This is a genomic window from Nitratireductor sp. WH36-1 (genome assembly GCF_058725515.1).
Window position 1 is genome coordinate 3847291 of the sequence record NZ_CM178970.1, and the last position, 20272, is coordinate 3867562.

General features: G+C 63.8%; 17 protein-coding genes. 12 read left to right on the forward strand and 5 right to left on the reverse strand.

The annotated features are described in order from the left end of the window. Positions 1–137 precede the first annotated feature (137 nt). Together AC4PTT_RS18340 and AC4PTT_RS18345 are read left to right on the forward strand one after the other, a co-directional pair. Positions 138–1280, forward strand: a complete 1143-nt coding sequence (locus AC4PTT_RS18340; protein ID WP_492161831.1) for an aminotransferase class I/II-fold pyridoxal phosphate-dependent enzyme — start codon at positions 138–140, stop codon at positions 1278–1280. A 137-nt stretch (positions 1281–1417) separates the two neighbouring features. After that, positions 1418–2374 (forward strand): NAD(P)H-dependent flavin oxidoreductase, encoded by a 957-nt coding sequence (locus tag AC4PTT_RS18345; RefSeq protein WP_113153978.1) that lies wholly within the window; start codon positions 1418–1420, stop codon positions 2372–2374. Between the two features lie 24 nt (positions 2375–2398). Here the strand turns inward: AC4PTT_RS18345 and AC4PTT_RS18350 are convergent, their stop codons facing one another. After that, the gene (locus AC4PTT_RS18350) at positions 2399–2812 is read right to left on the reverse strand and encodes a MarR family winged helix-turn-helix transcriptional regulator (protein WP_224873321.1); all 414 of its coding nucleotides are present in this window, start codon (positions 2810–2812) and stop codon (positions 2399–2401) included. A 108-nt stretch (positions 2813–2920) separates the two neighbouring features. On the opposite strand from AC4PTT_RS18350, the gene AC4PTT_RS18355 reads away from it, so the two are divergent. After that, positions 2921–3457 carry a cytochrome b gene (locus AC4PTT_RS18355; protein WP_283800358.1) on the forward strand — a complete coding sequence of 179 codons (537 nt, stop codon included), beginning with the start codon at positions 2921–2923 and terminating at the stop codon, positions 3455–3457. Positions 3458–3508: 51 nt separating this feature from the next. Here the strand turns inward: AC4PTT_RS18355 and AC4PTT_RS18360 are convergent, their stop codons facing one another. Beyond that, entirely contained in the window at positions 3509–3916 is a 408-nt protein-coding gene (locus AC4PTT_RS18360) for a GFA family protein (RefSeq protein ID WP_206994342.1), read from the reverse strand. A gap of 252 nt (positions 3917–4168) precedes the next feature. Here AC4PTT_RS18360 and phnC point away from each other — a divergent pair, with 252 nt between their 5' ends. The 9 genes from phnC (at position 4169) to pdeM (ending at position 14509) form a co-directional block, all read left to right on the forward strand. Next, the gene (gene phnC, locus AC4PTT_RS18365) at positions 4169–5011 is read left to right on the forward strand and encodes a phosphonate ABC transporter ATP-binding protein (protein ID WP_206544480.1); all 843 of its coding nucleotides are present in this window, start codon (positions 4169–4171) and stop codon (positions 5009–5011) included. Between the two features lie 84 nt (positions 5012–5095). Further along, a complete protein-coding gene (gene phnD, locus AC4PTT_RS18370; RefSeq protein WP_206994343.1) occupies positions 5096–6004 on the forward strand; it encodes a phosphonate ABC transporter substrate-binding protein in 909 nt (302 codons plus the stop codon). Positions 6005–6071: 67 nt separating this feature from the next. Beyond that, the gene (gene phnE / locus AC4PTT_RS18375) at positions 6072–7040 is read left to right on the forward strand and encodes a phosphonate ABC transporter, permease protein PhnE (protein WP_492161832.1); all 969 of its coding nucleotides are present in this window, start codon (positions 6072–6074) and stop codon (positions 7038–7040) included. A gap of 2 nt (positions 7041–7042) precedes the next feature. Continuing rightward, positions 7043–8599, forward strand: a complete 1557-nt coding sequence (gene phnE / locus AC4PTT_RS18380; protein WP_492161833.1) for a phosphonate ABC transporter, permease protein PhnE — start codon at positions 7043–7045, stop codon at positions 8597–8599. Between the two features lie 109 nt (positions 8600–8708). Further along, entirely contained in the window at positions 8709–9416 is a 708-nt protein-coding gene (locus AC4PTT_RS18385; protein WP_283800355.1) for a DUF1045 domain-containing protein, read from the forward strand. Positions 9417–9418: 2 nt separating this feature from the next. After that, a complete protein-coding gene (locus AC4PTT_RS18390) occupies positions 9419–10558 on the forward strand; it encodes an alpha-D-ribose 1-methylphosphonate 5-triphosphate diphosphatase (protein ID WP_206544475.1) in 1140 nt (379 codons plus the stop codon). Next, complete coding sequence (gene phnN, locus AC4PTT_RS18395; protein WP_206544474.1) at positions 10555–11187, forward strand: phosphonate metabolism protein/1,5-bisphosphokinase (PRPP-forming) PhnN; 633 nt, start codon at positions 10555–10557, stop codon at positions 11185–11187. Before AC4PTT_RS18390 ends, phnN begins: the two co-directional genes overlap by 4 nt. An 86-nt stretch (positions 11188–11273) precedes the next feature. Then, positions 11274–13805 (forward strand): ligase-associated DNA damage response DEXH box helicase, encoded by a 2532-nt coding sequence (locus AC4PTT_RS18400; protein WP_297564260.1) that lies wholly within the window; start codon positions 11274–11276, stop codon positions 13803–13805. Further along, positions 13802–14509: a ligase-associated DNA damage response endonuclease PdeM gene (gene pdeM, locus AC4PTT_RS18405; RefSeq protein ID WP_432515841.1), complete on the forward strand. Its 708-nt coding sequence runs from the start codon at positions 13802–13804 to the stop codon at positions 14507–14509. Before AC4PTT_RS18400 ends, pdeM begins: the two co-directional genes overlap by 4 nt. Positions 14510–14533: 24 nt before the next feature. Here the strand turns inward: pdeM and AC4PTT_RS18410 are convergent, their stop codons facing one another. The 3 genes from AC4PTT_RS18410 to AC4PTT_RS18420 all read right to left on the reverse strand — a co-directional run bounded on the left by AC4PTT_RS18410 (position 14534) and on the right by AC4PTT_RS18420 (position 20210). Next, positions 14534–15322, reverse strand: a complete 789-nt coding sequence (locus AC4PTT_RS18410) for a TIGR02186 family protein (RefSeq protein WP_113153967.1) — start codon at positions 15320–15322, stop codon at positions 14534–14536. Positions 15323–15325: 3 nt separating this feature from the next. Beyond that, positions 15326–16246, reverse strand: coding sequence for a sulfite exporter TauE/SafE family protein (locus tag AC4PTT_RS18415; RefSeq protein WP_113156140.1), 921 nt, complete (start codon positions 16244–16246; stop codon positions 15326–15328). Positions 16247–16454: 208 nt separating this feature from the next. Then, on the reverse strand, positions 16455–20210 hold the full coding sequence (locus AC4PTT_RS18420) for a peptidoglycan-binding protein (protein WP_492161834.1): 3756 nt from the start codon (positions 20208–20210) through the stop codon (positions 16455–16457). Positions 20211–20272 lie beyond the last annotated feature (62 nt).

The following is a 20272-nucleotide window of genomic DNA, read 5'->3' on the forward strand; positions in this document are numbered from 1 at the left end:
GCCTGCTTTGCCCCATGGTTAACCGTTGGTGAGTATGCAATCAACGGTGATAACAAGGTGTGAACAATCCATCGTTCCGGCGCGACGCGCGGAAAACGGTTCACAATCCGCTCAAAACAAGGCCGGAGGAGACTAAAATGCGGGATTTCGCGCTCGAAGTTCATTTTTCCCGCTGGGAGTTCAATGCCCGGCATCACATGACCGCTTCGGACATGGAGAGCATGACGCTCGGCGAACTGACGCAGATGGCAGGGCCGGCGGCGCGCGAACAGCTCGACAGTCTCTGGCTCGGCTACACGGAAACCTGGGGCGCGCCTGATCTGCGCGAGGCCATCGCCGCCACCTATGACGGACTTTCCGCCAGCAACATTCTCTGCTTCGCCGGGGCGGAGGAAGGCATCTACGCCGCCATGCGGGTGATGCTCACGCCCGACGACCACGCCATCGTCTCGGTGCCCAACTATCAGGCGGCCGAGACCGTGCCGCTCGGCCTGTGCGCCGTTACCGGCGTGCCGCTTCTGGAAGACGAGAACTGGCGGCTCGACCTCGACGCGGTGCGCGCCGCGATCCGCCCCAACACAAAGCTCATTTCCGTCAACCTGCCCAACAACCCGACCGGCGCGCTGATGCCGCAGGACGATTTTGCGGAACTGGTGGAGATCTGCCGCGCGCATAATCTCTATCTTTTCAGCGACGAGGTCTATCGGCTTCTGGAGCGCGACGAGAGCAAGCGCCTGCCGCAGGCCGCCGAGATCTATGAGAAAGGCATCTCGCTCAACGTGATGTCCAAGGCCTACGGCCTGCCGGGCCTGCGCATTGGCTGGATCGCCAGCCCGGACACGGCGCTCCTGCTGAAATTCGAGCGCTACAAGCACTACCTCTCGATCTGCAATTCCGCTCCCAGCGAGCGTCTGGCGGTGTTGGCGCTTTCGGTGAGCGACCGCATTCTTGAGCGAAACCGCGCGCTGATTGCCGAAAACCTGGAGAAGATGGACGCGTTCTTCGCCGACCATGCCGACCTGTTCGACTGGACACGGCCCGATGGCGGCTGCGTGGCCTATCCGCGTTACAGGGGCGCCGACGGCGTGGAAGCCTTCTGCCGCGATCTGGTCGAAGAGCAGGGCGTGCTGCTTCTGCCCGCCTCGGTCTATCACTCGGAGCTGATGGATGCGCCGGCCGGACGCTTCCGCATCGGCTTTGGCCGCCGGGGCATCGACGCGGGACTGACCGCGATGCGGGCCTTTCTCGAACGCCGTCACAACGGTGTTGCGGCCGGGTGAGGAGACGCCCGGCGCAAAAAATGCGACAAGGGTTCCCGGGACGCTTCGGGAGCCCGCAAGATCAAGGGTTCCCAACAAGGGGTGAGATGCTGTAGAAGTTTTGACGTTTACGAATACGTCAATTGAGGGGATAGCCAATGGCGCTTCCGGCCGTTTTCGACAAATTGCGTTTGCCCGTGGTCGGCGCGCCTCTGTTCATCATCTCGCATCCGCCGCTGGTGGTGGCGCAGTGCAAGGCTGGCGTGGTGGGCTCGTTTCCCGCGCTCAACGCCCGCCCCAAGGAGCAGCTCGACGAGTGGCTTTCGCAGATCACCGAAGAACTGGCTGCGCATGACGCACAGAACCCGGATCGTCCTTCCGCCCCCTTCGCGGTCAACCAGATCGTTCACCGGTCCAATGACCGGCTGGAGCATGACCTGAGGGTCTGCGTGGACCACAAGGTGCCAATCGTCATCACCTCGCTGGGCGCGGTCGAGGAAGTGAACCAGGCCGTCCACTCCTATGGCGGCATCGTGCTGCACGACATCATTCACGACCGCCATGCGCGCAAGGCCATCGAGAAGGGCGCTGACGGGCTGATCGCGGTTGCAACCGGGGCCGGCGGCCATGCAGGCACGCTCTCGCCCTTCGCGCTGGTGCAGGAAATCCGGCAGTGGTTCGACGGGCCGCTGCTTCTCTCGGGCGCCATCGCCAATGGCGGCGCGGTTCTGGGCGCTCAGGCCATGGGCGCGGACCTCGCCTATATCGGCTCGCCCTTCATCGCCACCCATGAGGCGCGCGCCAGCGACGACTACAAGGAGATGATCGTCTCTTCGCGCGCAGCCGACATCGTCTATTCCAACCTGTTCACCGGCGTGCACGGCAACTATCTGAAGGGGTCCATCGTCAACGCCGGCATGGATCCCGACAACCTGCCGGAAGCCGACCCCTCGAAGATGAATTTCGCCAGCGCCGACGCAAAGGCCTGGCGCGACATCTGGGGCAGCGGACAGGGTGTCGGCGCGGTGAGCGAGATCACCGGCGCAGGCGCGCTGGTGGACCGGCTTGCGGCAGAATATGCCGCCGCAAAGGACCGGCTCTGCACACCGCGCTGAGACCAGATCCTGATCTTGGAGAGATCACCCCTCGTCGCTCAGACTGTCCTGTAGCGACGAGACGATCTTCTCGAGCAACGCCAGATAGTGCGCGCGCTCCGCATCGGTGAGGGTTTCGAGCGCAAGGCCGTTCACGGCACCAACCGCCTGCCTGACACGCACCGCCTTTTCCATCGCATCCGGGGTCAACCCGATCAGCCGGCTGCGCCGGTCTTCCGGGTCGGCCCGTCTCTCGATCAGACCATCGCGCTCCATGCGCAACAGCGTTGCCGCCATGGTCGGCTGCTCAATGCCGGCGCTTTTCGTGAGCGCCTTCTGCGATAGCCAGGCTCCCTCACCCAGCGCGAAGAACACCGGCAGCATGCCGCTGGTCACGCCGATGTCCCTCAAATTGCGGTCGATGGCGCGCGCGAAAAGCCGCGCCGCCCAGTTCGTCATATAGCCTGCAGATCGTTCACGCCTGAAAGTCATTTATATAGCTTGCTATTCATTTATATTGCATGCTATGTATATTGCATCGACGGTATCCCCGCAAGGAGAAGGACCATGCGCTGGAAAAGCACTGATGACCGCTATGGAGCGGTTGCGATTGCCATTCACTGGACGACGGCCGTGGCCATTGTCGGCATTCTGGCCTCCGGTTTTCAGGCGGCAGACGCGATGGAGGCGGCAGACAGGCTCGTGCTTCTGCGCATCCATGCCACGCTTGGCATCTTCGTTGTGCTTTTGACGCTGATGCGGATCGGCTGGTGGTGGCTGGGCGATGCCAAACCGGCCGATGCCGCCGGCACGCCGCGCTGGCAGGCGCGAGCCGCGCATATCGTGCACGGCCTGCTTTACGTGATCATTCTTGGCATGGGAGCCAGCGGCATCGGCATGCTGGCGCTCTCCGGCGCGGGCGCGACCCTTTTTGCAGGCGCCACGACGCCGCTGCCGGACTTCACCACCTATCTGCCGCGCGCGCCGCATGGTCTGGGAAGCCGGCTTCTGATCGCGCTTCTGGCATTCCACACCGCCGCCGCGCTCTACCACCATTTCGTCATGCGCGACGGGCTTCTTGGGCGCATGGGGCTGGGGCGCTAACGCCCCGCTCACACGCCGCCGGCCAGAACGCACCGGCAATGGCAAAGGCGTTTAACCCGGCAGGCCCTCCAGCCGGGTTACCTCATCCAGCCCGTCATCCCAGTTGGCGCGGCTGGAAAGACAGATATGCGCGTTCGGGCGAATGTCGACCGGTGTGTCGAGGCTGCCCGCAGGCACGACGAGAAGTGCGCCATCCATCTGGATGCCTGGAACTGCCGAGCCGCATTCGCTGCAGAAGCTTTTTTCATGCCGGCTTTCGGGCACCCGGTAAGTCTTGATCCGGTCTTCTCCCGACAGCCAGGTGATCTTCGCCACGGTGGAGAAAAGATTGGCCGCATGCGCCGACCCGGTATCCTTGCGGCAACGGGAGCAGTGACAAAGAAAGAAGCTCTCGAACGGGCCGGAAATCTGAAATTTGACTGCCCCGCACTGGCAGGAACCCTCGTTCTTCTGGGTCATATACTCTCTCATCTCTTTTTGAAGCGGCCGTGTCTCTATCACAAAGCGCCCGTGCGCGCATCCAGATGCACGCCGACCGCATGAGCGGCCATCGCCCCAGGGCGGCTCCGGCGCTTCAATCGCTGCTGTGCGCTGTCAGAAAACCGTCATCTCATCGACATGCAGGTTTCATCCGCGCCCGTTAGGCGAATGACCAACAAGGGCGACAAGCCCACGGAAGAGCCGCAACAAGGCGCTTAACGGGAAGAGCACATGCTTGAAATTCGTCAGGTCACCCGTCGTTTCGGGCCAAACACGGCCGTGCGCGACGTGGAACTGAAAATCGAACAGGGCCAGATGGTCGGTGTCATCGGTCGCTCAGGCGCTGGCAAATCGACGCTTCTGCGCATGATCAACCGCCTGATCGATCCGTCCGAAGGGTCGATCTTCTTTCAGGGCAAGGAAGTCTCGGCGCTGAAAGGCGCGGAACTGCGTCGCTGGCAGCGCGACTGCGCGATGATCTTCCAGCAGTTCAACCTGGTGCCGCGCCTCGACGTGCTCACCAATGTTCTGCTTGGCAGGCTCAACCACCGCTCCACGGTGCTCAACCTGCTCAACATGTTCACGCGGGAAGAGCGCATTCAGGCGATTGCAGCGCTTGAGCGCCTCGACATCGCCCAGACGGCGCTGCAGCGCGCCGGCACGCTTTCCGGTGGTCAGCAGCAGCGTGTGGCGATTGCCCGTGCGCTCATGCAGGAGCCGAAGGTGATCCTCGCAGACGAGCCGATCGCTTCGCTCGATCCGCTCAACGCCAAAGTGGTGATGGATTCACTCGCCGACATCAACGCCCGCGAAGGCATCACCGTCATCACCAATCTGCACACGCTCGACACGGCGCGCGCCTATTGCAACCGCATCGTCGGCATGGCCAAGGGCGCGGTGGTTTTCGACGGCCCGCCCGAGGCGCTGACCAGCGAAGCGGTGCGCACCATTTATGGCGGCGAGGAAGGCGCGGAACTTTCCGAAGCCATCACCTCCACCAGCATCAATGTTCCGGCTCCGCAGCCGGCAAGGAAATCGACCGGTCAGGCTCAACCGGCGCTCGCCGCCGTCTGATCCACGGGATCGTCTCGCCCGCGTAACGGGCTCCACCTGCTTGAAACCCCGCCGGCAAGGCCGGCACCCAAATGGAGAGACATCATGTTCAAGAAAGCTCTTATGGGCGCCGTTGCGCTCACCGCGATTATGGTTGGCGGCGCACAGGCCGAAGATCTGAAAGAGTTCCGCATCGGCATTCTCGGCGGCGAAAACGAAGCCGACCGCCTGCGCAATTTCTCCTGCATCGTCGACAAGCTCCCCGAGGTTCTGGGCGTCGAGAAGGTCGCCCTGTTCCCGGCTGCCGACTATGACGGCGTGATCCAGGGCCTGCTCGGCGGCACGCTCGACTATGCCGAGCTCGGCGCCTCGGGCTATGCAAAGGTCTATCTGGAAGATCCGGAGGCCGTTGAGCCGATCCTCACCACGGTGCAGACCGACGGTTCGACCGGCTATCACTCGATCATGGTGGCCCGCAAGGATTCCGGCATCGCAACGCTGGAAGACATGAAGGGCAAGAAGCTCGGCTTCGCCGATCCGGACTCCACCTCCGGCTACCTCGTTCCTGCTGTCACGCTGCCCAAGGCAGTCAACGCTTCGGTTGAAGAGTTCTTTGGCGAGACCGGCTTCGGCGGCGGCCACGAGAACCTGGTTCTTGAAGTCGTGAAGGGCACGTTCGACGCCGGCACGACCTGGGCATCGGGCGTTGGCGAGTTCTCCGACGGCTACACCTCCGGCAACCTGCACAAGATGGTCGAGAAGGGCATTCTCGACATGGACGATCTGGTTGAGCTCTGGAAGTCCCCGCTGATCCCGAACGGTCCGCTCGTGGTTCGCACCTCCATGGACGCCGACATGAAGAACAAGTTCAAGACCTTCATGATGGAAATGCCGGAAGCCGATCCGGAGTGCTTCGCAGCCATCCAGGGCGGCGACTACAAGGGCTACACCGAAGTGACGCCGGCATTCTACGAGCCGATCATCGACGCCCGTCGCTCCAAGATCGGTTCCTGATCCCTTTCCCGCAATCTGACGCGCCGCCGGCCTGTGCCGGCGGCGTTGTCGCACAGGCGTGCCAAACATGACAGCAACGACCCATTCCCCGCTTCTTTCCGAAGCCGGCCAGGCCGTGGAGCGCCACTGGCGCGAACTGGCCGAACGCCGTCGTCTCTACACCATTGGCGGCATCGTGTTCATGGTTCTCGCCATGAGCGGTTCGCTCTGGTTTGCCAATGAATCGAACGCCGGCAAGTTCTTCGACCGACTGCCCTATCTGTTCGATTTCGTGGGACAGATGATGCCGCGCGATGGCTGGGAAATCTGGCGCGCCCTGTTCGACCTGCCCTCGCCCTATGACGATGGCAGCCTGAAATACAATTATCCCGACGGGCGGATCTATCTCACCGAGACGCTCTATCTGCCCGAATATTTCTACAAGATGCTGGAGACCATCAACATTGCGCTGGTTTCCACGCTGATCGGCTTCGGCCTTGGCTTCGTTCTGTGCTTCCTGGCCGCATCGAACCTGACGACGCGGCGCTGGCTGCGCTTCTTCGTGCGCCGTTTCATGGAAGTGCTGCGCGCCTTCCCCGAGATCGTGATCGCCGGCTTCTTTCTGGCCGTGCTGACCATCGGGGCAGTGCCCGCCATCATCGCGGTGTCGATCCACACGGTCGGCGCGCTTGGCAAGATGTTCTTCGAAGTGGTCGAGAACGCCGACATGAAGGCCGAGGAAGGCCTGCGCGCCGCCGGTGCGAACTGGGTGGAGCGCGTCTGGTTCTCCATCGTGCCGCAGGTCATGCCCAACTTCCTGAGCTACGCGCTGCTGCGTCTGGAAATCAACGTGCGCGCCTCCACCATCATCGGCGCGGTCGGCGGCGGCGGCATCGGCGAGGCGCTGCGCCTCTCGATCAGCCGCACGCATGAAGCCAAGACGCTCGCCATCATCCTTCTTCTGTTCTGCACCATCGTCGCGGTCGACCAGCTTTCGGCCTGGCTGCGCGGCCGCATTGTCGGCAAGCAGGCATTCGAATTCGGCCGGGGAGGCTGATCATGACCGAGATCGAAGCCAACGCCATCGCCGCGCGCCACGCGGATGTGTTTCACCGTCCGCTGATGGAGCGCCTGCGCGGCGTGATCATCATCACCGCCATCGCCCTCTACATGGTCTTCGCCTGGTGGTTCTTCGCCATCGGACAGGTCATCTCCAACGGCAACTGGGACATTGCGGGCAGCTATCTGGCCGACTGGGTTTCCTATGAAATCCGCCCGGACATCGAATATGACGGCGATGCGCTGGATGTTTCCTTTCCGCGCTTCTCGCCGCTCGGCAGCGACCCAAGGCCGGAATGGCTGACGACCGAGACCGCCATGGTCGAACGCCGCGTGGCGGCAAGCGCTGCGGCGGGCAACACCACGGGCGGCGCGACCAGCGGAGCCGGTTTCCTCGGCTCGCTCGACGCCGAACCGGCCAAGAAGGAAGACGGTGGTTTTCTGGGCGCTATGGCCCCCTCTTCCGCCACGGAGGAAAGCCCCGCGACCGAGGCGGAAGCTGCGCCGCAGGCTCCCGCGACGACGCGTGAGGAAGCCGTGGTCAGCGCCGACATCTCCTTCGGCGGCGACACGCATATCCGCGTTCAGCCGGGCTTCGTGACCGTGACCCACAGGGGCGAAACGCTGGAACTCGACATTGAGGAGCGCGTCAGCGTCAATGCACGCGGACCGCTGCCCGAGTGGGCAAGTCAGCGCGCGCCGGGCGCGAAGGTGATCGTACGCTTCGGATTTGCCGGACGCGCCGAGATCGAGGATGACGAAGTGAAAGTGCGCCGCCGTTTCATCGGCTGGGAGAACTTCTTCTTCGACACCCGCTCGCCCTATTGGGACATGTCGGCCGGCGAGGTTCTGGGAACGATCTTCCTCGGCGACCGCATCGAGGCGGACCGCTCCAACCTGTCGCTCGCCTGGAACAATTTCGTCAACAATGCCGACTGGCAGCATGGCGATGTGTGGCTGAAGCTGTTGCAGACCATCGTCATGGCCTTCGCCGGCACGGTGCTGGCGTCGATGCTGGCCTTCCCGCTGGCCTTTGCCGCAGCCCGCAACATCATGCCCAACCAGGTCGTCAATCAGGTGCTCAAGCGCTTCTTCGACTTCCTGCGCTCGGTGGACATGCTGATCTGGGCGCTGTTCTTCACCCGCGCCTTCGGGCCGGGACCGCTGGCCGGTATCTCGGCGATCTTCTTCACCGACACCGGCACGTTCGGCAAGCTCTACTCGGAAGCGCTGGAGAACATCGACGACAAGCAGCGTGAGGGTGTGCGCTCCGTCGGCGCGGCCCCTGCCTCGGTCCAGCGCTATGGCGTGGTGCCGCAGGTTCTGCCGGTCTTTTTGAGCCAGGCGCTCTATTTCTGGGAGTCCAACACCCGCTCCGCCACCATCATCGGCGCCGTTGGCGCCGGCGGCATCGGCCTCAAGCTCTGGGAAGCGATGCGCACCAATCAGGACTGGGAAAACGTGGCCTACATGGTCATCCTGATCCTGCTTGTCGTATTCGTCTTCGACAACATCTCCAACCTTCTGCGTCAGCGTCTGATCGGCAGGCAGCCGTGAAGAGGATGACGCAGGGGAAATTGGCTGCTAGCCTTCGCGGTCCTTTTGAGGGATTCGTTAACCTGTCACACAAATCGCCTATTGCATCGCTTTCGGCGAGGATATGCTCATGCGCTACGCAATCTACTTCACACCCGAAAAAGACGACCCGCTGACGCGGGCCGCCGCACGCTGGCTCGGCCGGGACGCCTTTACGGGCCGGTCCATCGCGCCCGTGGAGGCAGGCCCCTTCTCTGCTGCGGAGATTTCCTTTCACACCGCAGCCGCGCGCCGCTACGGCTTCCATGCAACGCTGAAGGCCCCGTTCCATCTGGCGGAAGGTCAGAGCGAACAGAGCCTGATCGCCGCGCTGGCGGACTTCTGCGAGCGCACGGAGCCCGTGATCATTCCGCGTGCGGTTGTGCGTCGTCTCGACGGTTTCTTTGCGCTGGTGCCCGAGGACCGCTCCCCACGGCTGGATGCGCTGGCCGGCAACATCGTGGAGGCGTTCGAGCCCTTCCGCGCACCGCTGACCCAGGAAGAGCTGGAGCGCCGCAACCCCGAGGGCCTGTCGCCCAGCCAGCTCAAGAACCTCTACAAATGGGGCTACCCCCACGTGTTTGAAGCATTCCGCTTCCACATGACGCTGACCGGCCGCGTGCCGCAGGCAGAAGCTGTCCGCATGGAGCGCGCCATAGACGCCTTCTTCGGGCCGCTTTTGTCGGAACCATTGGAAATCGGCTCGCTGGCGCTGTTCATCGAGCCTGAGCCGGGCGCACCTTTTCAGGTGAGATACTCCCACGCGCTCGGCTGGAACAAGACAAGAAAGACCGCCTGATAATGACGCAAGAACTGGTTTTAAGAAACGCCCGCATCGTGCTGCCCGATGAGGTCATCGAAGGCAGCGTGGTGATCCGCGACGGGCGCATCGTCGACATTGCCGCCGGCAATGCATCCATCGGCGAGGACATGGAAGGCGACTACCTGCTGCCGGGCCTTGTCGAGCTGCACACCGACCATCTGGAACGCCACTACGCCCCGCGCCCGAAAGTGCGCTGGAACCCCATCGCATCGGTGCTGGCGCATGATGCGCAGATCGCCGCTTCGGGCATCACCACCGTGTTTGACGCGCTGCGCATCGGCCTCGACGAGGACAGCAATCTCGGCGCGGAAGAAATGCGCGAACTGGGCAACGCCATCGAGAACAGCGTGGAGGCCGGCCGCCTGCGCGCCGATCACTTCCTGCATCTGCGCTGTGAGGTTTCCGCACCCGATTGCCTGGAAGGGTTCGAGCTCTTCAAGAACGACAGCCGCGTGAAACTCGCCTCGCTGATGGACCATTCGCCGGGCCAGCGTCAGTTCACGAGCATCGACACCTACAAAGTCTACTACATGAACAAGACGGGCATGACGGAAGAGGATTTCCGCCAGTTCTGCGAAAAGCGCGTTGCGCAGTCGCAAACCTATTCCAGCCGTCACCGCAACGCCATCTCCGACATCTGCCGCGAGCAGGGCATCATTCTGGCGAGCCATGACGACGCCACGATGGAGCATGTGGACGAGGCGGCGACGCAGGGCGTGCGCGTGGCCGAGTTCCCGACCACACAGGAAGCGGCAACCGCCTCGCGCGACGCCGGCATGCAGGTGCTGATGGGCGCGCCCAACGTGGTGCGCGGCGGCTCGCACTCCGGCAATGTCTCCGCCCGCAGCCTGGCCGAGGGCAACACGCTCGACATCCTGTCTTCCGACTACATTCCCTTCAGCCTCGTTCAGGCCGCTTTCGCGCTGGGCGAGACCGTGGACCACATCTCGCTGCCGCAGGCCGTTGCCATGGTTTCAAAGAACCCGGCGGAAGCCGTGGGTCTCGACGACCGTGGCATCCTCGAACAGGGCCGCCGCGGCGACGTCATCCGCGTGCGGGTGGACGAGCATGTTCCGATCGTGCGTTCGGTCTGGCGTGAGGGGGCGCGGGTGGCATGAGGGCATCGGCCACGCTGGAGCGTGTCATCGACGAGCAGGACGTCCCGATCCGCCATGGCGTATTCATCGCCGTCGCCGGTCCTTCGGGGGCCGGCAAGGACTCTGTGATGGACTATGCGCGCCAGCGGCTCGGGCCGCAGGACAGCGACGTGACCTTTGTGCGCCGTGTCATCACCCGTGAGATGGACGGCGCCGGCGAGGCCCATGACTGCCTGACGCGCGCCGATTTCGATGAAGCCGAGGCAAAGGGCGCATTCGCCGTGAGCTGGGAAGCGAACGGACTGAAATACGGCCTGCCGGCAAGCGTGGATGACATTGTGCGCGACGGGCATGTGGCCGTGGCCAACGTGTCGCGCGCCGTCATTCCGCTCCTGCGTGAGCGCTATGGCAATGTGGTCGCCGTGATCGTGACCGCCGCCCGCGACGTGCTGGCCGAGCGGCTTTCGAGCCGTGGCCGCGAAACCCGCGAAGAGGTTCTGGCGCGGCTCGAACGGGCGCACGCGAAGGAACTGACCGTCGAAGGCGCAACCGTGATCGACAATTCCGGTACGCTGGAAGAAGCGGGCGAGCGGTTTCAGGACGTTCTGCGCCGCGCCGCTGCCTGGAGCGCGGTAAGCGATTCCGTGTGAGGCTCCGCCTCCCGTTTCGGATATGTGAGTAGATGCTGAAAGCGCCTCTTGGCGCTTTCTCTGTTCTGGTTTAGTTCTAGTTCATCTTGGAACACCGGACGCACCCCATCGACGGCATTGCCGCCCCGTTTCTGCCAGCGCCCTTCAGCGCGTGGTTCGCCACGCGCGGGTGGCAGCCCCGCGCGCATCAGCTTGAACTTCTGGCGCGCACGCAGGCCGGTCGCTCCGCACTGCTGATCGCCCCCACCGGTGCGGGCAAGACGCTGGCCGGCTTTCTGCCCACCCTCACCGATCTCGCGGCGCGGCCGAAGCGCAAACCCGGCGCAGCGCGGCGTGGCGTGCACACGCTCTACATCTCGCCGCTCAAGGCGCTCGCCGTCGACATTCAGCGCAATCTGAACATGCCTGTGGCCGAGATGGAGCTGCCGGTAACGATGGAGACGCGCACCGGCGACACGCCCACCCACAAGCGCCAGCGGCAGAAACACGCCCCGCCCGACATTCTGCTCACCACGCCCGAACAGCTCGCCCTTCTGATCGCCTCGCCCGATGCGGACAGGTTCTTCTCGGATTTGCGTTTCGTGGTGTTCGACGAATTGCACTCGCTGGTGATTTCCAAGCGCGGGCATCTGCTTTCGCTGGCGCTGGCGAGACTGCGCCGGATGCGGCCGGAGCTTCAGACCATCGGTCTTTCCGCGACGGTGGCCGAGCCCGATGAGCTGCGCCGCTGGCTCGTGCCGCAGGATGCGGCCCGCGCCCTGTCCGATATCGTGACCGTGTCGGGTGGCGCAAAGCCGCACATCACCATTCTGGAGACGGAGGAGCGCGTGCCCTGGGCCGGGCACTCCGCGCTCTACGCCATTCCGAAGGTCTATGAGGCGATCAGGGCCCACCGCACCACGCTGCTCTTCGTCAACACGCGCAGTCAGGCGGAGCTTCTGTTCCGCGAATTGTGGCGCGCCAACGATGACAATCTGCCCATTGCCCTGCACCACGGCTCGCTCGATGTCGGCCAGCGTCGCAAGGTGGAAAAGGCGATGGAGACCAACAGTCTGCGGGCCATCGTCGCCACGTCGACGCTCGACCTCGGCATCGACTGGGGCGACGTGGATCTGGTCGTGCATGTGGGCGCGCCAAAGGGGGCGAGCCGGCTGGCGCAGCGCATCGGCCGCTCCAACCACCGCATGGACGAACCGAGCCGCGCCATTCTCGTGCCGGCAAACCGTTTCGAGGTGATGGAGTGCCGCGCCGCCCTTGAGGCGAACTATCTGGGTGCGCAGGACACGCCGCCACTGGTGGAAGGCGCGCTCGACGTGCTGGCGCAGCACGTTCTGGGCTCGGCCTGCGCCGCCCCCTTCGACGCCGACGTGCTTTATGGCGAAGTGGCGAGTGCAGCCCCCTATGCCGCGCTTGATCGGGCAACCTTCGACCGCATCGTGGATTTCGTGGCAACCGGCGGCTACGCGCTCAAGACCTATGAGCGCTATGCCCGCATCCGCAAGACGAAAGACGGGCTGTGGCGCATCGCCAATCCGCGCATCGCCCAGCAATACCGGCTTAATGTCGGCACCATCGTGGAATCACCCATGCTCAACATCCGCATGGTCAGGCGCGGCCGGGGCAACGCCTCGCGCGGCGGGCCGGTGCTGGGCAAGGTGGAGGAATATTTCCTCGAAACGCTCACGCATGGCGACACCTTCCTTTTCTCGGGCCGGGTGCTGCGCTTCGAAGGCATTCGCGAGAATGAGTGCCTCGTCTCGACGGGCGGCGGCGAGGATGCAAAAGTGCCCTATTACGCTGGCGGCAAGTTTCCGCTCTCCACCTATCTGGCGTCCGAAGTGCGGGCCATGCTGGCCGACCCGAAGCGCTGGAAGGCGCTGCCCGAACAGGTGGCCGAATGGCTTTCCATCCAGCGCGACAAGTCGATCCTGCCGCGCCGCGAAGACCTTCTGGTGGAGACCTTTCCGCGCGGCGAGCGCTTCTACATGGTGCTCTACCCGTTCGAGGGGCGGCTCGCGCACCAGACGCTTGGCATGCTTCTGACCCGCCGGCTGGAGCGGGCAGGCGCACACCCGCTCGGCTTCGTCGCCAATGATTACGCCATCGCCGTGTGGGGCCTGAACGACATGGCCGCCATGCTGAAGGACGGACGGCTGAGCCTCGCCGCGCTCATGGACGAGGACATGCTGGGCGACGATCTGGAAGCATGGATCGCCGACAGCTGGCTTTTGAAGCGCACCTTCCGCAATTGCGCGCTGATCTCGGGACTGGTCGAAAAGCGCCACCCCGGACAGGAGAAGACCGGCCGGCAGGTGACCGTTTCCGCCGACCTCATTTACGACGTTTTGCGGGCTCATGAGCCTGACCACATTCTGATGCAGGCCACCTGGGCAGACGCCGCGCAGGGCCTGCTTGATGTCAGGAGACTGGGGGAGATGCTGTCGCGCATTCGGGGTCGAATCGTGCATAAATCTCTCAGTCGCATTTCACCGCTGGCCGTGCCCATCATGCTCGAGATCGGCAAGGAGGCCGTGGCCGGCGACGCCAATGAGGCGCTGCTCGGCGAAGCCTCACGGCTTTCCGGCGAGGAATTGATGCAGGAGGCTCTTGAGGCATGAACAGCCTTGCACCCGCAACCGGGACAAGCACCGCGCTGACGATCCGCATCGCCGGACACGAGGCCGTGTGCGACTGGCGCGGCGTGCTGTTCTTCCCGGAGATGAGCCTCATGGTCGTCTCCGACCTGCATCTTGAGAAGGGTGCGGCCTACGCCCGGCGCGGGCGCATGCTGCCGCCCTATGACACCGCCGCCACACTGAAGCGGCTGGCAACAACGTTAGCCGACTACGATCCAGAGATCGTCATCAGCCTTGGCGACAGTTTTCACGACGATCACGGCGCGGCGCACATGCCCGGGCCTTTCCGCACGCGGCTGGTCGAACTCATCGGCGCGCGCGACTGGCACTGGATCGCCGGCAACCACGACCCTGCCCCGCCACCGGACCTTCCCGGCCACTGCGCGCAGGAGATCGCCATTGACGGGCTGATCTTCCGTCATGAGCCGGCAAAGGGAAGTGCCCGTGGCGAGATTGCCGGGCATCTGCATCCCGGCGCGCGCATTGTGCGGCGCGGCCGCTCGGTGCGGCGCGCATGCTTCGCCTCGGACGGTAGCCGGCTTATTATGCCCGCATTCGGCAGCCTGACCGGTTCGCTGAACGTGCTCGACCGTCCTTTCGACGGCCTGTTCGCGCGCGAGCGGCTGGCCGCCTACATGCTGGGCCGGCAGGGCATTTACGCCATTGCAGGCAGCATGCTGCGCTGAAGCACAGCGCCGGAGCGCGCGCGCTCAGTCCTTGCGGAAGATGATCCGTCCCAGCCAGCCGGTGATGATGGCGATCAGCACGGCGGCGATGCCGTAGATCAGGCTGTTCTGATGGGCGAATTCGTAAAGCCGCTGCTCAAGACCCGCTTTGCGGATGGTTAGCTGGGCCGATGTCTCGCGCAGGAACACGCTGTTGCGGAACAGATAGGCGCGCGCCCTGTGCGTGCCGACCGCCACATTGGGGGCCAGCTTGAGGGACGCGCGGAACAGGCTTTGCGAGAGGAAGCGCACGCCGCCGGTCTGCGTCGAGTAGAGCCCGAGCGCCTCCTTGCGCTGAAGCAGCGCCTCGGTGAACTCCTCGATGGTTTTCGGATCGCCATCGGCCTTGAGCGGCTGGAAGTGCAGATTGTCCGCACCCAGCGCGAGCCTCTTGTATCCGTCGGGCGTGCTGATGTCCTGCGGCGCGCGGGTGAGCGCCATGGAATAGGATTCCGGCACATCGCGGAAGATGACCGATTCCGTGTTGATCCACATGCCCAGCACGCGTGTCTTCTTGCGCACCGTGACGGCGCGCGGCGGCCCTTCCAGAACCACCACGACATCGTAACGCCCCTGCCGCGCCACCAGCGGGTCGGCATTGTCGAGCGCGCCGAAAATGGTCAGCTCCGCGCCGCTGAAATCGGACGTGATCGACACCTGATCGGTGGAAAGGCCGATCTGGATGTTCTCGGGGATTTCGTCCTGCGCCCGCACCGGCAGGGCCGGCAGGAGCAGAAGAAGCGAGGTGGCGGCTGCCAGGAAACGCGCGCGCATGGCTCACATCGCTCCCGTGGACAGGCTGTAGACACTCTCCGGCTGCACGAACAGGTCGAAGCCGAGACGCAGCGCCACCGCCAGAACCAGAAGCGCCAGAAGCGCACGCAGTTGCTCGCCGCGCAGACGCTGCCCCACCCGCGCGCCATATTGTGCACCGGCCACGCCGCCGACCATCAGCAGGAAGGCAAGCACGACATCGACGCTCTGGTTCGCTGTGGAGTGAATGATGGTGGTGAAGGCCGCCACGAAGATGATCTGGAACAGGGATGTGCCGATCACGACATTGGTCGGCACTTTGAGCAGATAGATCAGCGCCGGCACCATGATGAACCCGCCGCCGACACCCATGATCGACGCCAGGAAGCCAATGAACGCACCAAGCACCACCACCGGGATGACGCTGACGAACAGCTTCGACGCGCGAAAACGCATCTTGAGCGGCAGACGGTGAATCCAGTTGTGCTGGCCGGGCTTTCTGAGCGTGGCCGTCTGGCCACCGCGCGAACGCCGGATGGCGCGCACGCTCTCCATCAGCATCAGGCCGCCAACGACGCCCAGAAACACCACATAGAGCAGCGAAACGATGAGATCGAGCTGGCCCAGCCGGCGCAGATAGGCGAACACGAACGCGCCGATGGACGCGCCGACAATGCCGCCGGCGAGCAGGACCGTGCCCAGTTTGACATCAAGAGACTTGCGCTTGAAATGCGCCAGCGCGCCCGAGAAGGACGACGCAATCACCTGATTGGCGCCGGTGGCGACAGCGATCGCAGGCGGGATGTTGTAGAAGATCAAGAGCGGCGTGATCAGAAACCCGCCGCCAACCCCGAACATGCCGGACAGAAAGCCCACCGCGCCGCCCATGGCAAGCAGCACGAAAACGTTGACGGACATTTCGGCGATTGGGAGATAAATACCCACCCGCGGCACCCGAATAATTGTTTGCCCGGCAGCGGCGCCGGACGAGGTGTGGAAGCATTAATGCGTGCTTCCGTTCTGCGCCCTACCGCCCGCGAAGTCAAACCGGGAGGTGGCAGAAACCGGAAAAGTTTGAACGGCTTGCCACACAAAGATGACGTGCGTCTTCCGGGACACACATCAACCTGCCGGCAAACGATGCCGCGACAGCTTACTGAGCGCTTACAGCCGCTTCATTCTTCTCCAGAAGGGCACGCACCAGCGCCTCATCGACCTGCCCCGTCGGGTTCAGGCCATTGGCCTTCTGGAACTGCGTGATCGCGGCCTTGGTCTTGGCGCCCATGATGCCGTCAGGCTTGCCCGCATCAAAGCCTTCCTTGTTCAGGATAAGCTGGATGTTGGTGATCGCCTTGGTCATGTCGACGCTCGCCGTGAGCTCGCGGCTTTCACGCCAGGATTCCGGAATATCGACCAGATTGACCGCCGGATCGATCTTCTTGACCTTCCAGAGCGCCGTCTTGTTTTCTGCCTGTTTCAGCTGCCCGGGCGACAGCGCAGCGGCGATTTCGTCGCGCTTGGCGGCTGCATCCCTGTCACCGCCCTGGGCAACGATGGCGAACCATTTGTAGGCTTCCGTCAGGTCCTGCTGCATGCCCATGCCCTTGGCCGAAAGGATGCCCAGATTGAACTGACTGTCCTTCACGCCATGCTCGGCAGCTTCAATGAACCAGCGGGCGGCGGACTTGTTGTCGGCCGGGCCATCCGCACCCATGGCGAACAGCACACCGAGATTGTGCATGGCGCTGGCATTGCCCTGCTGGGCTGCAAGCTGGAACCACATCTTCGCCTTGGCGGCGTCACGGTCCACACCATTGCCCTTCTGGTAGAGGTCGCCCAGCCGATACTGAGCCGGCGCAAACCCTGCTTCGGCTGCCTTGGTGTACCATTCGGCGGCCTTCGCCAGATCGGCCTGCGTGCCACGACCTTCCGCGTAGCGGCTGCCGATCTCGAACAGCGCCTTGGGGTCGCCCTCGGCTGCGGCCTCGCGAAGCGGCACCGGACCAGCATCCACCGGAACCGTGTCCAGCGAAATGGGCTTGGGTGCTTCAGGGGCAACATCTTCCGGAATGCTGACGGTCTCGTTGCCCGTCAGGGTTTCCTCGAACTTGCTGACCGGCTCTTCCAGCGGCGCGTCCAATTCGGGCATGGAGGCCAGCGTATCGACGACGCCATCCGTTGCCTGCTCTTCGGCAGCAGCAACCCTGGCCGGTTCTTCATCCAGCACGCGCACCTTGCGCTCTACCGGGGCAGGCTCGGCCTGCGCCATCACCGGCGCAGGCTCTGCGCTGGTGGTCTCATTGGTCATCTGCACCGGAATGGCGGTGGAATTCGCAAGATAGGTCTTTCCGACCTGATAGCCGCCCGCCGCGACGATGCCCGCGCCGAGCATCACCACCAGAGGCTTCTTGCTCCGCTTCAGAAAGCGTTTGATTCCGAAGCCGCCGGTATCTTCCGCCGCATCGCCCTGACGCTTTTTCAGGATCTCGGCCTCGGCCGCAGCCGCCTGTGCCGCACGGCGCGCCGCCGCGATGAAATCCGACTTGGCCGCATCATCCGTTTCCGGACGGACGGTCGCTTTCTTTTCGTCACGAACACGACGCAGGATCGCATTCAGGTCCGGCGCGCCGGAACCCGGTTCCAGCGGCTCATTGATACGGTCGTCATCCAGATCGATGGCTTCAAGGCTGGCGTCCAGTTCGGCGGGCGCCTCGTTCTCGACCTCATTCCGGGGCTCGTCGCGCTGCTGACGGTCGCGACGGTTTCCAAGAGCGCGGGTGAGCCCGCCCAGAAGCGATGATTTGCCGGGGGCCTTTTCCGTTTCCTGCGCATCCTCGTCCAGCGCAGCGCGCGCGGCGGCAGCTGCCGCTTCGGCGGGCGAGCGCTTCGGCATCGCCTCTTCCGCAGCGCGTGCAGAAACCGGAGACACGTCATTGCCGGGATCGATGGAAGGAGCGGCAGCGACCGGAATTTTTGCCGGCTCTGCCTGCACAGCCACGCCCTCGCCAGCAGTTCCTTCGACAGCGCCAAGCCGGTCCACGATCTTGAGCAGCGTGTCATGGATCGCGCCGAACGTCTTGGTGTTGCGCTCGTCAGACTTGCGGGTCAGCGCTTCGAGCGCCTTCAGTTCTTCGCGCAGTTCACGGTCGAAATTGCTGTCGAAATTCTGCGTGTCGCCCAGCGCGCCGATTGCCTGCTCGGCTGCCTGCCGTGCGGCTTCGACCACCGAAGCGCGGTTTTCCTGAATGGAGCGTTCGATGTTCTCCAGGCGGGGCCCAAGATCCTCGAACTCCGGCAGGTCCGCCGTCGGGCGGGAGAAATGTTCGGAGAGGCTGCGCACCTGCGCCTCGAGATTGTGGATCACTTCCGGATCAATGGACGAAGCCTGCGACGAAGATGTCTGCAGGCGACCGGAAATGTCGTCGAGCCGCATCTCAAGGGCGCGCAGAGCCTCGTTGCCCGGCGCTTCACGTGTGCTCGTGTCGAGCCGCGCCGCCAGTTCGTTGAACCGGGCGTCGATGGTCGCCATGAGATCGGCCTCGTTGCGCACGGGCTCGCTGCTGCTGCGCTCGTCGATGCGGGCGGCAATGTCCTGCAGCCGATGCTCGAGATCGTGAACCAGTGACCGGCCCTGCTCCGCGGCGTCGCCATGGCGCTGTTCGATCATCTGCGACAAATGCGCGAACCGGTCTTCAATACCGCGCAGCATGTGCTCGGGGATCTGCGGCTCCGGTGCGTTGTCCAGCTTGTGCGCGATACCGGCAATCTGGCTGGCCAACCGCTCAACCGTCTGCTCCGGCATGTCGATACGCGCAGCGATTTCGTCCACGCGCTGCGACAGCGAATACATCTGCTCGCTGAGATGCCCGACAGCCTCGCCACCCGGGCGCTCGTTCAGAAGCTCGCCCACCTGATTTGCCAGCGAAGAGATGCGCGCCTCGATGCGCTCGAAGGGCTGCGGGTCAAACGAAGCAGCCTGCGTTTTCGGCATGGTCGCAGCAATCGCGCGGCTGATCTCGTCAAGCCGCTCATCGATGGCGGCATAGAGTTCGGGATTGTCCTGCTGCTTGCGCTCAAGAAGCTGATCCAGCGCGCCTGCGAGCGTGCGGACACGATCCTCCAGAGACTGAAGCGACAGCGATTCCGGCAGGCTGTTCACCGCATGCGCGATCTGCTCGATCCGCTGGTGCAGCATGTCGATGGCGGGGCCGCTGCGGCTCAGATCGCTGGAAACGCGGTCTTCGAATGCGCTCCACCTGTCGTCGAAAGCATCCCAGCGCTGATCCACGGCGCGCAGCGTTTCTTCACGCGCGAGACTGGAAATGGAAGACTTCAGCTCTTCCATCTCGAGCCGCAGCATCTTGACGTTTCTGTCGTCACCGCGCTCGGCGAGATGGGCAATGGCGTTGGACAGGCGTTCGAATTCGACAACCAGCTCGCTGCTGAGCGCGCTGTTGGGAACGGAGGCCATGATGCCTGCCAGCTCCTTGCGTAGCGCGCCGAACTCGTCGCTGATGCCCGAACGCATCACGTCGCGCAGATCCCTGCGCAGCGTCTTGAGTTCTTCGGCAATGTTGCCGATCGAATTGAACTCGCGTTCCTGACGGCGGGAGCGCTCAAGCTCATGCGCCGCGTGTTCGAGCGAGGCGCGCGAAGCCGGCTCCTGCCGGGGCGCGGGCATGCGGCCAGCCGGTCGTACATAGGAATGCGAGACCGTTTCCGACAGCTCCTGGATTCGCCGGGCGACGTCATTTTCATCCACCTGCTGGTCGAAACGCCCGGTCGCTTTTCCAAGGCGGTTTTCCAGGTGGTCCAGCGTCCGACTGATCTCGTCAAGCGACGCATCTGTCCCGGGCCGCCGCCGGCGACCGGCATTGATATTTTCCAGATAGGAACGCTTATTGTTCATCGGAACGCCCGCCTCTCCACCGTGTACCGGTTGGCCGTCGAGATTTCTTGCCACGCGGGACT

Bases quoted from the DNA above. Each gene is read 5' to 3' on its own strand.
- phnE (WP_492161833.1), top strand. From the start codon at position 7,043: ATGACCGAGATCGAAGCCAACGCCATCGCCGCGCGCCACGCGGATGTG.
- phnE (WP_492161832.1), top strand. From the start codon at position 6,072: ATGACAGCAACGACCCATTCCCCGCTTCTTTCCGAAGCCGGCCAGGCC.
- AC4PTT_RS18340 (WP_492161831.1), top strand. From the start codon at position 138: ATGCGGGATTTCGCGCTCGAAGTTCATTTTTCCCGCTGGGAGTTCAAT.
- phnN (WP_206544474.1), top strand. From the start codon at position 10,555: ATGAGGGCATCGGCCACGCTGGAGCGTGTCATCGACGAGCAGGACGTC.
- AC4PTT_RS18345 (WP_113153978.1), top strand. From the start codon at position 1,418: ATGGCGCTTCCGGCCGTTTTCGACAAATTGCGTTTGCCCGTGGTCGGC.
- AC4PTT_RS18350 (WP_224873321.1), bottom strand. From the start codon at position 2,812: ATGACGAACTGGGCGGCGCGGCTTTTCGCGCGCGCCATCGACCGCAAT.
- AC4PTT_RS18360 (WP_206994342.1), bottom strand. From the start codon at position 3,916: ATGACCCAGAAGAACGAGGGTTCCTGCCAGTGCGGGGCAGTCAAATTT.
- phnD (WP_206994343.1), top strand. From the start codon at position 5,096: ATGTTCAAGAAAGCTCTTATGGGCGCCGTTGCGCTCACCGCGATTATG.
- AC4PTT_RS18390 (WP_206544475.1), top strand. From the start codon at position 9,419: ATGACGCAAGAACTGGTTTTAAGAAACGCCCGCATCGTGCTGCCCGAT.
- AC4PTT_RS18385 (WP_283800355.1), top strand. From the start codon at position 8,709: ATGCGCTACGCAATCTACTTCACACCCGAAAAAGACGACCCGCTGACG.
- AC4PTT_RS18420 (WP_492161834.1), bottom strand. From the start codon at position 20,210: ATGAACAATAAGCGTTCCTATCTGGAAAATATCAATGCCGGTCGCCGG.
- AC4PTT_RS18410 (WP_113153967.1), bottom strand. From the start codon at position 15,322: ATGCGCGCGCGTTTCCTGGCAGCCGCCACCTCGCTTCTTCTGCTCCTG.
- pdeM (WP_432515841.1), top strand. From the start codon at position 13,802: ATGAACAGCCTTGCACCCGCAACCGGGACAAGCACCGCGCTGACGATC.
- phnC (WP_206544480.1), top strand. From the start codon at position 4,169: ATGCTTGAAATTCGTCAGGTCACCCGTCGTTTCGGGCCAAACACGGCC.
- AC4PTT_RS18355 (WP_283800358.1), top strand. From the start codon at position 2,921: ATGCGCTGGAAAAGCACTGATGACCGCTATGGAGCGGTTGCGATTGCC.